General features: G+C 39.9%; 8 protein-coding genes. All 8 read left to right on the top strand.

Features of this window, described 5'->3' with window-relative positions; all coding sequences use genetic code 11:
* Window position 1: 1 nt before the first annotated feature.
* The 8 genes from WAX74_RS04580 to WAX74_RS04545 all read left to right on the top strand — a co-directional run bounded on the left by WAX74_RS04580 (window position 2) and on the right by WAX74_RS04545 (window position 11,834).
* Complete coding sequence (locus tag WAX74_RS04580) at window positions 2-1,210, top strand: acetyl-CoA C-acetyltransferase (protein WP_336496481.1); 1,209 nt, start codon at window positions 2-4, stop codon at window positions 1,208-1,210.
* A complete protein-coding gene (locus WAX74_RS04575; protein ID WP_336496480.1) occupies window positions 1,207-2,058 on the top strand; it encodes a 3-hydroxybutyryl-CoA dehydrogenase in 852 nt (283 codons plus the stop codon). The genes WAX74_RS04580 and WAX74_RS04575 overlap by 4 nt, the downstream gene beginning before the upstream one ends.
* 13 nt (window positions 2,059-2,071) lie before the next feature.
* Complete coding sequence (locus WAX74_RS04570; protein ID WP_336496479.1) at window positions 2,072-3,208, top strand: acyl-CoA dehydrogenase; 1,137 nt, start codon at window positions 2,072-2,074, stop codon at window positions 3,206-3,208.
* A gap of 126 nt (window positions 3,209-3,334) precedes the next feature.
* A complete protein-coding gene (locus WAX74_RS04565) occupies window positions 3,335-4,474 on the top strand; it encodes an acyl-CoA dehydrogenase (protein ID WP_336496478.1) in 1,140 nt (379 codons plus the stop codon).
* 9 nt (window positions 4,475-4,483) lie between these two features.
* Window positions 4,484-5,104, top strand: a complete 621-nt coding sequence (locus tag WAX74_RS04560) for a TetR/AcrR family transcriptional regulator (RefSeq protein ID WP_336496476.1) — start codon at window positions 4,484-4,486, stop codon at window positions 5,102-5,104.
* 698 nt (window positions 5,105-5,802) lie between these two features.
* On the top strand, window positions 5,803-9,060 hold the full coding sequence (gene icmF / locus WAX74_RS04555) for a fused isobutyryl-CoA mutase/GTPase IcmF (RefSeq protein WP_336496475.1): 3,258 nt from the start codon (window positions 5,803-5,805) through the stop codon (window positions 9,058-9,060).
* Window positions 9,061-9,380: 320 nt separating this feature from the next.
* On the top strand, window positions 9,381-9,941 hold the full coding sequence (gene rpoE, locus WAX74_RS04550; RefSeq protein WP_413788919.1) for a DNA-directed RNA polymerase subunit delta: 561 nt from the start codon (window positions 9,381-9,383) through the stop codon (window positions 9,939-9,941).
* A gap of 297 nt (window positions 9,942-10,238) precedes the next feature.
* On the top strand, window positions 10,239-11,834 hold the full coding sequence (locus WAX74_RS04545; RefSeq protein ID WP_336496473.1) for a CTP synthase: 1,596 nt from the start codon (window positions 10,239-10,241) through the stop codon (window positions 11,832-11,834).
* Window positions 11,835-12,905: the final 1,071 nt, after the last annotated feature.

The following is a 12,905-nucleotide window of genomic DNA, read 5'->3' as shown; positions in this document are numbered from 1 at the left end:
TTTGGCAAAGACAGTTATTTTGGATGGGGCACGTACAGCATTTGGAAAGTTTGGGGGAGCACTAAGTAGTTTAACAGCTTCTGATTTAGGTGGAGTAGCAATAAAAGAAGCGCTAACTCGTGCTGGTATAGCGGCAGATCAAGTGGATGAAGTCATAATGGGGTCTGTTTTGCAAGCGGGGCAAGGGCAAATTCCTTCAAGACAAGCGGCAACAAAAGCGGGAATACCTTGGTCTGTTAAAACAGAAACGATTAACAAAGTGTGTGCTTCTGGAATGCGTAGTGTAACGCTTGCTGATCAATTAATTCGCTTAGGTGATGAAGCCATCATTGTGGCGGGTGGTATGGAATCCATGTCTAATGCTCCTTATTATTTACCAAAAGGTAGATTTGGCCTTCGAATGGGCGATAGCCAGATAGTAGATGGCATGGTTTACGACGGACTTTCTTGTTCATTCCACCCAAAACATGTGCACATGGGAACGTACGGAAACTCTACAGCAGAATCATTTGAAATATCACGAGAAAAGCAAGATGAATGGTCTTACAGAAGTCATGATCTTTCTATAAAAGCAATCGATAACGGCATTTTAGCAGAGGAAATTGTTTCAGTAGAAATACCACAACGAAAAGGAGATTCGATCGTTGTTGATAAGGACGAAGCACCTCGACGTGATACATCGATAGAGTCACTATCTAAATTAAAACCAGCATTCGGTAGTGAAGGAACGATTACAGCAGGAAATGCACCTGGAATAAATGACGGGGCATGTGCAATCGTTTTGACGAATGAAGAAAAAGCGAAAGAACTTGGTAAAGAGCCACTTGCATATATACTTGGTCATGCAGAAATAGCAATTGAACCAGAAAACTTTCCTCAAACACCGGGAATAGTCATTAACAAATTACTAGATAAAACAGGGAAATCCCTTCAAGAAATTGATTTGTTTGAAATTAATGAAGCATTTGCAGCGGTTGCTCTAGTAAGCAGTGAAATCGCTGGGCTTGATGAAGAAAAGGTAAACGTGAATGGTGGAGCAGTGGCACTCGGTCATCCGATTGGAGCATCTGGGGCCCGTATTATTCTCACGCTTGCGTACGAATTAAAACGCCGAGGTGGCGGGATTGGGATTGCAGCTATTTGTTCCGGTGGTGGGCAAGGCGACGCAATTATGATTGAAGTTCCAAAAACAGGGGGTAAAAACGCATGACAATCCAAAAAGTAATGGTAATTGGAGCAGGACAGATGGGCTCAGGGATTGCTCAAGTTTGTGCGCAAGCAGGTTTTGAAGTAAAGCTTAATGACCGTGAAGAACAATTTTACGATCGTGGAATCCAAACGATTACGAAAAACTTGTCACGTAATGTAGAAAAAGGACGAATGAAAGAAGAGGAAAAACAAGCAGTACTAAGTAACATTACAAAATCACTTTCTATTGAAGATGCTAAAGATGTGGATATTGTAATCGAAGCAGCTGTTGAAAACATGGAAATCAAGCAATCTATTTTTAAACAACTAGATGAAATCACACCAAAGCATACGATTCTTGCTACAAATACATCTTCTCTACCAATTACAGAAATAGCAGCAGTTACGAATCGCCCTGAGCAAGTAATTGGGATGCACTTTATGAATCCAGTTCCTGTGATGAAGCTTGTAGAGATTATTCGTGGATTGGCAACTTCTGACGAAGTGTATACAGCAATAGAAGAAATGACTAAAAAACTAAGCAAAGTACCCGTTGAGGTAAACGATTTCCCAGGTTTCGTTTCCAACCGTATTTTAATGCCAATGATCAACGAAGCGATATACACACTTTACGAAGGTGTCGCGTCAAAAGAGGCGATTGATGATGTGATGAAAATGGGAATGAATCATCCGATGGGACCACTACAACTTGCTGATTTTATTGGCCTTGATACATGCCTATACATTATGGAAATCTTACACGAAGGATTTGGAGATAGTAAGTATCGACCATGCCCACTACTTAGAAAATACGTCAAAGCTGGCTGGTTAGGGAAGAAATCAGGTCGTGGCTTCTACTCTTACGAATAAAGGAGCGTGAATCATGGAATTAACATTCACCGAAGAACAACTTATGATGCGCAATATGGTTCGAGACTTCGCAAAAACGGAAATCGAGCCTTTTATTGAACGAATGGAGCAAGGGGAGTTCCCCCGTGAAATTATAAAAAAAATGGGTGAGCTTGGTTTAATGGGAATCACGGTTCCTGAAAAATACGGCGGTTCTGAAATGGACTTTACAAGCTACGTTATAGCGATTAACGAGCTTTCAAAAGTGAGTGCAGTTATAGGAGTAATTCTCTCTGTTCATACTTCCGTTGGAACAAGTCCAATACTTTATTTTGGAAATGAAGAGCAAAAGGCTAAATATGTACCGAAGCTTGCTTCTGGTGAATACCTTGGAGCGTTTTGCTTAACGGAAGCCTCTGCAGGATCAGATGCTGGAGCTTTGAAAACGAAAGCCGTGTTAAAAGGTGATCACTATGTTTTAAACGGTTCTAAAGTTTTTATTACTAATGGTGGAGAAGCAGATATTAACATCGTTTTTGCTTCAACAGATCCATCAAAAGGATCAAAAGGTATAACTGCATTCATCGTAGAAAAGGATACACCAGGTTTTATTGTCGGAAAAGACGAAGAGAAAATGGGACTACATGGCTCAAGAACAGTCGAGCTCACTTTTGAAGATATGAAAATTCCAGTAGAAAATAGATTAGGTGAAGAAGGCGAAGGATTTAAAATTGCCATGGCAAATTTAAATTCTGGACGCATCGGAATCGCTACGCAGGCTTTAGGCATTGCAGAAGCAGCACTCGAGGCGGCAGTTGGATATGCGAAAGAGCGTGTGCAATTTGGTAAGCCAATCGCTGCAAACCAAGGTGTAGGCTTTAAACTTGCTGATATGGCGACAGCGGTAGAGGCAGCTAGACTTCTTGTTTACCAATCAGCGAGTCTTCGCGAACAAGGGCTTCCTTGCGGAAAAGAAGCATCCATGGCTAAATTATTCGCTTCCAAAACAGCAGTAGACGTATCAATAGAGGCGGTCCAAGTATTCGGAGGATATGGTTATACAGAAGATTACCCGGTAGAACGTTATTTCCGTGACGCAAAAATTACGGAAATCTACGAGGGAACTAGTGAAATTCAAAGGATTGTAATTAGTAAACATGTGATTAATTAACCAACCTCCTAAAAAATGGCTGAACGAGACCAATTGAGGTCAAACCGAGACAAATACACAAAAGCGCAAGACCAATTTTCATTAAACCGAGACCAAATTAAAATAATCAAAAAAGGCGGGAAAACAATGAATTTTCAACTATCCGAAGAGCATGAAATGATTCGTAAAATGGTACGTGACTTTGCAGAAAACGAAGTAGCACCTACTGCAGCAGAACGCGACGAAGAAGAACGCTTTGATCGTGAAATTTTCGATAAGATGGCTGAGCTAGGCTTAACGGGTATACCTTGGCCAGAAGAATACGGCGGAATCGGTTCTGATTATCTTGCATACTGCATCGCAGTAGAAGAGTTATCTCGTGTTTGTGCTTCAACAGGGGTAACCCTTTCTGCACACACTTCCCTTGCTGGTTGGCCGATTTTTAAATATGGCAATGAAGAGCAAAAACAAAAATATCTTCGTCCAATGGCAGAAGGCTCAAAAATTGGTGGATACGGTTTAACTGAAGCAAGCTCTGGATCAGATGCTGGTGGTATGAAAACAACCGCTAAATTAGATGGCGATCATTATGTATTGAATGGTTCTAAAATCTTTATTACAAATGGCGGCATTGCAGACATCTATGTTGTGTTCGCGGTTACTGATCCAACATCCAAGCATAAAGGTACAAGTGCATTTATCGTAGAGGCAGATTTCGAAGGATTCTCTGTAGGGAAAAAAGAAAAGAAATTAGGAATTCGTTCTTCTCCTACAACAGAAATTATTTTTGATAATTGCCGCGTTCCAAAAGAAAATCTTCTTGGTGAAGAAGGTGAAGGCTTCATTATCGCAATGAAAACATTGGATGGAGGGCGTAATGGTATTGCTGCGCAAGCAGTTGGAATTGCGCAAGGGGCTCTTGATGCTGCAGTAGGTTATGCGAAGGAACGTGTTCAATTCGGAAAGCCAATCGTTGTAAATCAAGGGGTCTCATTCAAGCTTGCTGATATGGCAACTGCAACAGAAGCATCACGTCTGCTTACGTATCAAGCTGCCTGGTTAGAATCCAATGGACTTCCATACGGAAAAGAGTCTGCAATGGCGAAATTGATGGCTGGCGATACAGCGATGAAAGTAACAACAGAGGCAGTGCAAGTATTTGGTGGATATGGATATACAAAAGATTACCCGGTTGAACGCTATATGAGAGATGCAAAAATTACACAAATATACGAGGGCACACAAGAAATTCAACGCCTTGTTATTTCTCGTATGCTAACGAAGTAATCGATGCCTATGGAAAAAAAGCATGAAGTAAAGACATCTGTAAAAGATGAAAACCTCATCGAAAAAAGACGTCACCAAATGATTCGTGCGGCTGTTACTTTATTCAAGGAAAAAGGCTTTCATCGAGCGACAACAAGAGAAATTGCAAAGGAAGCCGGGTTTAGTATAGGCACCTTGTATGAATACATTCGCTCAAAGGAAGATGTCCTCTATCTAGTCTGCGATAGTATTTACAATGAAGTGCATGACAAGCTCTCACAAATAAAGTTGGAGAATGGTACGATTGACGACCTAAAAAATGCAATCCGCCATTATTATGGGGTAATAGATGACATGCAAGATGAGTTCGTTGTCATGTATCAAGAATCCAAATCCTTGCCAAAAGGCGCACTAGATTATGTGTTAAAAAAAGAATTAGAAATGATGGATATCTTCCATAAAATTCTAAAAGGTTGTATACAAACTGGGGAACTGGAATTAACAGATGCCCAAGCAAAACTTTATGCACATACCCTTGTAGTACAAGGTCAAATGTGGGCATTTAGAAGATGGGCATTACGTAAGGAATTTACAATTGAACAATTTACAGAACTACAAATAGAATTTGTACTAAATGGGATGGGGAAATAAGAAATGCGCAAGCGCCTAGTAGAGGAATACAGTATAATTTCGCGACATCGTGTCGCAACGACTGTATGACCCACTTCGTATGGGCCACCGACAGGCAAACGGGAAAGGGCACTGAAAAAGTCCGATAAATAAGAAAATCGTTGAAACGGCTCCCTTTCCGCGGGCGTTGCCTTAGCCTCCTAGGCCAACACGATGTTGGTCATGCAATTGTTGCCGCAGGCGCAGGATGCGGCGAACTTAGATTGCCTTCCCTCAACGGCGGGGTCTTCGGCTATCGCTATTCCCGCAGGAGTATCGCCTTTTTCAACGATTATCTATAAATACTAATTGAAAAAATTTATGTGAATAAAATCTGCTCTATTAATGGCATTATGGTTTTCTAATTGAAAAGCGGATAACAGTTAATTGGAGTGGAGGGCGGCGACTCCTGCCGGAATAGCATGAGCTGAAGACCCTGGACTGAGCGTAGCGAGGGAAGCGGCTGAAGCCATGCCGGCGAAAGCGTCCGCCTGGAACGGAAATTAATGGGTCTAAAATAAAAAATCGAGTATCTGAACAATTTGTCGTTCAAATACTGTTATGAAATCTCATGGAGGAGTTTTTCAGTGCCTTCCAAACGGGGTTGGGAAAGGTCCTTCTGCGACAGCTTTGCGCTGGAGTCTGGACATTAAGATTAATTCAAACAAAGGGGGAACGACATGTCTACTGTAGAAGTATATCGTCCAAAAAATCATGTGCGTTTTGTAACTGCATCAAGCCTATTTGACGGACATGATGCGTCGATCAATATTATGCGACGTATTTTACAAGCGAGTGGGGCAGAAGTAATCCACTTAGGTCATAACCGTTCGGTAGAAGAAGTGGTGAATGCTGCTATTCAAGAGGATGTTCAAGGGATTGCCATATCTTCCTATCAAGGAGGACATGTTGAGTATTTTAAATATATGAAGGATTTACTCGTTGAACGTGGTGCGCCTCATATTCGCATATTTGGCGGTGGCGGCGGGGTAATCATTCCGAAAGAAATAAAAGAACTGCAAGAATACGGTATTTCGGGTATTTTCTCTCCAGAGGATGGCCGTAAACTAGGTCTTCAAGGTATGATCAATCAAATGCTGTTGGAATGTGATGTTCCAACGAAAGCTTCAGGAGCAAAAGACGAGATTTCCCAAGTGTCTACGGAGAATCCTGAAGTACTAGCTCATTTGATTACATTAGCGGAGGAAGCACATCAAACAAATGATTCTGAAGCAAAAGAAATGCTAGAACAAGCGAAGGCTTTATCCAAAGGTACACCAGTGCTAGGTATTACGGGTACGGGTGGGGCAGGGAAAAGTTCATTAACAGATGAATTGATTCGCCGATTCCTTCATGAATTGCCGGATAAGAAGATTGCAGTTCTTTCCATTGACCCGACGAAGCAAAAAACAGGTGGGGCATTGCTAGGGGACCGTATTCGTATGAACGCTATTTTCAATAAACGTGTGTTTATGCGTAGTTTGGCAACGCGAGGATCTCGTACAGAATTATCTGGTGCTATTGCTGATGTACTTGATGTTGTTAAAGTAGCGGGCTTTGATTTAATTATTGTAGAAACAAGTGGTATCGGGCAAGGGGACGCAGAAATTACCAATGTATCGGACGCTTCGATGTATGTAATGACAAGTGAATTCGGTGCGCCTTCTCAATTAGAAAAGATTGATATGATCGATTACGCAGATTTGATTGTTATCAATAAATTCGAACGAAAAGGCTCAGAAGATGCACTTCGCCAAGTACAAAAACAATATCAACGCAGTCGTGAATTATGGCATGATGATTTGGATACTATGCCTGTTTACGGAACGATTGCTAGCCAATTTAATGATAAAGGTACGAATTCTTTATTTGCAGCTTTAGTTGCGGTGTTAAATGAAAAAACGGGTACTGACTGGGAAACAACATACGAGCAATTTGTGAAAACACAAAAGCAAAACGTGATCATCCCAAATGATCGTCGTTATTACTTACGTGAAATTACAGACACAGTTCGTGGATATCATAAAAAATCTGAGGAGCAAGTAGCTTTCGCAAGAAGATTGTTTCAACTAGAAGGCGCAATCGAAGTTGTAAAAGAGAAAGCAGCAGATGATGCGCTAGTTCAATCCTTGGAATCATTAGCTAGTGGAGTTCGTGATGAACTGACTGCTGAATCAAAACGTATATTGGAAAACTGGGCAACTTTAAAAGAAGCATATGCTGGGGACGAGTTTGTTACAAAAATTCGGGATAAGGAAATTCGCACGATTCTTCGTACGGAAAGCTTATCTGGGTTGAAAATACCGAAAGTTGTACTTCCGAAATTCGTTGATTATGGTGAAATTTTAAGATGGGTGTACAAAGAAAATGTACCTGGGTCCTTCCCATACACAGCTGGAGTTTTCCCATTCAAACGTGAAGGGGAAGACCCTAAGCGTCAATTTGCTGGAGAGGGAACACCAGAACGTACGAACCGTCGCTTTCATTATTTATCCAAAGATGACGATGCAAAGCGTCTTTCTACTGCATTTGACTCGGTAACATTATATGGAGAAGACCCAGATCATCGACCTGATATTTACGGAAAAGTCGGCGAATCTGGCGTAAGCATTTGTACGTTAGAGGATATGAAAAAATTGTATGATGGGTTTGATTTATGTGCACCATCAACCTCCGTATCTATGACAATCAATGGTCCAGCACCAATTATTTTGGCGATGTTTATGAATACGGCTATTGATCAGCAAGTTCGCATTCGCGAGGAGGAACTTGGCCGTACTCTAACTGTGGAAGAATTTACAGAAGTAAAAAATGCGACACTTCAAGTAGTTCGTGGTACTGTTCAAGCAGATATTTTAAAAGAAGATCAAGGTCAAAATACATGTATTTTCTCTACTGAATTCGCTTTACGTATGATGGGCGATATTCAACAATACTTTATTGACCATAAGGTTCGAAACTATTATTCCGTTTCTATATCTGGATACCATATTGCAGAAGCTGGAGCGAATCCAATTTCTCAGCTGGCATTCACATTATCAAATGGCTTTACTTATGTGGAATATTATTTGAGCCGTGGTATGAATATAGATGATTTTGCACCAAACTTATCTTTCTTCTTCTCAAATGGTTTGGATCCGGAGTACACAGTTATCGGACGTGTTGCCCGTCGTATTTGGGCAGTTGTGATGCGTGACAAATACGGCGCAAATGAGCGTAGTCAAAAGCTAAAATATCATGTGCAAACATCAGGTAGAAGTCTACATGCGCAAGAAATTGACTTTAATGATATTCGAACAACTTTACAGGCGTTGATGGCACTTCAGGATAACTGTAACTCACTTCATACAAATGCTTATGACGAAGCGATTACAACACCTACGGAGGAATCTGTTCGTCGAGCAATGGCGATTCAAATGATTATTACAAAAGAGCATGGATTATCAAAAAATGAAAATCCGTTACAAGGAGCATTTATTGTAGAAGACCTGACGGACCTAGTAGAAGAAGCGGTTCTTTCTGAATTTGATCGAATCAATGACCGCGGTGGCGTACTTGGTGCAATGGAAACCCAATACCAACGTGGAAAAATTCAAGAAGAATCCATGTACTATGAAATGAAAAAACACACAGGCGAATTGCCAATTATCGGGGTGAACACATACTTAAATCCAAATCCTGCTTCTGAAGAGGATATCGATAATATGGAACTCGCCCGCGCATCGAAGGAAGAAAAAGAAATTCAAATAACAAATCTTCGAAGCTTCCATATGAAACATGAGTCAGAGGTAGAAGAAGCGCTCAATCGTCTAAAGCAAGTTGCAATGACAGGTGGCAACATCTTCGAAGAGCTTATGACAACTGTCCAAAAGGCAAGTCTTGGCCAAATTACGAACGCTCTTTACGAGGTAGGCGGGCAGTATCGAAGAAATATGTAAAAAAAAATTAGTGTTCCGCTAAGATATCGGAACACTTTTTTCTTTTTATTTTGTATAATGAAACTACTAAGTAGTAAGGGAGAAATGGTATGAAAACCCCAATACACATAATGATCATAATAATATTCCTATTACTAACCATTCTCCTTTATAATAAACAACTGGGAGCCATTCCCTTACTATTACTTTCGTTTTATTTATTCGCATTAGCTTTTCAGAAATTATTCCTTTTCAAAAAGAATAAATGAATGTAGCATATAACATACTGGTTTGTATATAATGGGAAGTATGCAAACGGACATAGAAAGGACGTGCACGATTTGAATTTTCGTGAAATGACAACAGCACAATTACAAGAAGAATCATTAATAGATTTAGGATTTGCAATATTAGAAGATAAGAAAAACTCTTTAACTCTATCTGACCTTTTTAATGAAATCCAAAAACTTAATGGTTTTACAGACGATGAAATGGCAGCTCGTAAACCTCAATTTTATACAGATATGAATATTGATGGGCGCTTTTTAGCTACTGCAGAAAACCAATGGGGTCTAAGAGAGTGGTACCCTGTAGAACAAATTGAAGAAGAGACTGCTCCTACTGTTAAAGTCCGTAAAAAGAAAGCTAAAGTTGCAGACGGTGACGATTTAGACGAACTGGAACTAGAAGAAGATGAAATTATCTTCGAAGAGGAATTCGATGAATTTATCGAAGAAGATGATGAAGATGACGACGAAGATGATGATGATCCAGTAATTGATTTCGTAGGAGAAATTGACGAAGTGCCCGAAGAGGACTTAATCGATGAGGAAGAAGAAGATTTTGATATCATCGATGACGAAGAGTTAGATGATGAAGAATTAGAAGACGAAGAAGAATAATTCTTGACTTCTATACGTAAACGCTATAAGATTTTATTGGGCTCTTTTTAAAGAGACATTACTCATGTGCATATGCGCTCCCCTGCCAAAAAGCAGGTGGAGCGCTTTTTGTTATTGTATAGCCTTATTCACCTAAGTCATACTGAATAAGGTTATTGCCTAAGGCGAATGCTACAGATTATGTAAAGAATTCATTGAGCTCGGTGCAATGTTCTGTGTAATAATCTTTACTCAAAAAGTAAATTCTGAGCTTAAAAAGACCAAGGCGAAATAGATATTATATTAGGAGGAACAAGCATGACTAAATTTATTTTTGTTACTGGTGGGGTTGTATCTTCATTAGGTAAAGGTATTACGGCTGCATCTCTAGGTCGTTTATTAAAAAATCGAGGATTGAATGTAACAATTCAAAAGTTTGATCCTTACATTAACTTAGATCCAGGGACTATGAGCCCATACCAACATGGAGAAGTTTTTGTAACTGACGATGGGGCAGAGACAGATTTAGATTTAGGTCATTACGAGCGTTTTATTGACATTAATTTAAATAAATACTCGAACATTACGACAGGGAAAGTCTATTCTTCCGTATTAAGAAAAGAACGCCGTGGCGATTACAATGGAGGAACTGTTCAAGTAATTCCGCATATTACAAATGAAATAAAAGACCGATTATTCTTGGCTGCAAAAGAAACGCATGCGGATATTGTTATCACTGAAATTGGCGGAACAGTAGGAGATATCGAATCTCTTCCTTTCTTAGAAACAATTCGTCAAATGAAACGTGACGTTGGTAGTAATAATGTAATGTACATTCACTGTACATTAGTTCCATTTATTAAAGCTGCCGGTGAAATGAAAACAAAACCAACACAACATAGTGTAAAAGAGCTACGCAGTCTAGGTATTCAACCAAATGTCATTGTTGTTCGTTCAGAAATGCCAGTTCCTCAAGATATGAAAGACAAAATTGCTCTTTTCTGTGACATTAAACCTGAGGAAGTAATCGAATGTATCGATGCGGATTCATTATACGAAATCCCATTAAATCTTCAAGCGCAACATTTAGATCAAATTGTTGTGGATCATTTCCAACTTACTACGAAAGAAGCAGATATGACAGATTGGCATGTACTTGTTGATCAAGTGAAATCTTTATCGAAAAAAGTTCGTATTGGCCTAGTTGGTAAATATGTAGAACTACAAGATGCATACATTTCTGTAGTAGAAGCAATGAAACACGCAGGATACAAATTTGATGCGGATGTAGAAGTGAAATGGGTTAATGCTGAGGAAGTAAATGATGCAAATGTTGCAGAAATTCTTTCAGATGTAGACGGAATTCTTGTTCCTGGTGGATTTGGAGACCGCGGAGTAGAAGGGAAAATTGCAGCGACACGATTTGCTCGTGAAAACAATGTTCCGTTCTTAGGTATTTGCTTAGGAATGCAACTAGCAACAGTTGAATTTGCTCGTAATATATTGGAACTTGATGGAGCACACTCAACAGAACTAGATCCAAAAACTCCACACTCTATTATCGATTTATTGCCAGAACAAAAAGACGTAGAAGATCTAGGAGGAACACTTCGCCTTGGATTATACCCATGTAAGTTAACTCCTGGTTCTAAAGCACACGAAGCATACGGTGAAGAACTTGTATACGAACGTCACCGTCATCGTTATGAATTCAATAACGAATACCGTGAGCAATTTGAAGCAGCTGGATTTATGTTCTCTGGTACAAGCCCAGATGGTCGTCTAATCGAAATCATCGAGCTTCCAGATCACCCATTCTTCCTAGCTTCTCAGTTCCATCCGGAATTTGTGTCACGTCCACAACGTCCACAACCATTATTCCGTGAGTTCATCAAAGCATCCGTTGGAGAATAAGAAAAGTAAAGTAGTTCGTCGAGGCGAACTGCTTTTTTTATGGGATTAAATGATGAGGGGATTAAGTGGGTAGAGCGTTTCATAGCTAGTGGCCATGGAATTAGGTATTAAATGGCAGAGCGAGACCAATTAAAGTGTGAAAGCGACCAATTTAAGCATAAGCGAGACCAATTCTATAGTGAAAGCGACCAATTTAAGCGTAAGCGAAACCAATTCTATAGTGAAAGCAACCAATTCAACGGTAAGAGCGACCATTTCCCAAAGTAAAGAGTTTACTTCATGTGGGAAATGGTAAGAGAATTAAAATTAGACATAAAATGGCAAAGCGAGATCAAATTTAGAGTGGAAGCGACCGATTTAAGCATAAGCGAGACCAATACTATAGTGAAAGCAACCAATTCGTCGGTAAGAGCGACCATTTCCCAAAGTAAAGAGATTACTTCATGTGAGAAATAGATTTCTGAGCTAGTTGCCAGGGCATTAGGTATTAAATGGCAGAGCGAGACCAATTCTAGTGTGAAAGCGACCAATTAGATTATAAGCGAGACCAATTCTATAGTGAAAGCAACCAATTCGTCGGTAAGAGCGACTATTTCTCATAGTAAAGAGATTACTTCATGTGAGAAATGGATTTCATAGCTAGTTGCCAGGGCATTAGGTATTAAATGGCAGAGCGAGACCAATTCTAGTGTGAAAGCGACCAATTAGATTATAAGCGAGACCAATTCTATAGTGAAAGCAACCAATTCGTCTGTAACAGCGACTAATTCTCATAGTAAAGAGTTTACTTGATGTGAGAAATAGATTTCCTAGTTAAAAGTCGAGGAATTAGGCATTAAATGGCAAATCGAGACTAATTCTATCGTGAGGGCGACCAATTAGATTATAAGCGAGACCAATTCTATAGTGAAAGCAACCAATTCGTCGGTATGAGCGACTATTTCCCAGAGTAAAGAGTTTACTTCATGTGAGAAATAGATTTCCTAGCTAGTTGCCATAAAATTAGGGATTAAATGGCAAAGAGAGACCAATTGTAGTGTGAAAGCACCCAATTTGTCACAAAGCGAGACC

Source organism: Psychrobacillus mangrovi, from assembly GCF_037104765.1.
In the GTDB taxonomy this organism is placed as follows: domain Bacteria; phylum Bacillota; class Bacilli; order Bacillales_A; family Planococcaceae; genus Psychrobacillus; species Psychrobacillus mangrovi.
Note: the sequence above shows the minus strand (reverse complement) of the source record. Positions and strands in the feature narration are given on the sequence as shown.